Consider the following 254-nt stretch of genomic DNA (forward strand, 5'->3'; position numbering starts at 1 on the left):
AGTACCATTGGCGCTGGGGCGTTTCACGGCCGTGTTCGGAATGGGAACGGGTGCAGCCGCCCCGCGATAACCACCAGGTCGGCAAAACGCAACTGGCACATGCTTTTGGCTTGTGCAGTTGTATCGAGAAGCTGGAGAGCTTTTGGCTCTATTTGATGAACACGTGATGCGATCGAGTTTTATTCGATGAGCATGAACAATGGGAACGAAGAAGTCGCTCGAGCTATTAGTAACGGTAAGCTTCATGCATTACT

At 51.2% G+C, this 254-nt stretch carries 1 rRNA gene; it reads right to left on the minus strand.

Annotated features, from left to right (window positions below):
* A 5S ribosomal RNA gene (rrf, locus tag PVA19_RS22320) occupies window positions 1–78 on the minus strand; the annotation flags it as partial.
* Between the last annotated feature and the right edge of the window lie 176 nt (window positions 79–254).

The organism is Agrobacterium sp. CNPSo 3708, from assembly GCF_028674915.1.
In the GTDB taxonomy this organism is placed as follows: Bacteria; Pseudomonadota; Alphaproteobacteria; order Rhizobiales; family Rhizobiaceae; genus Agrobacterium; species Agrobacterium cavarae.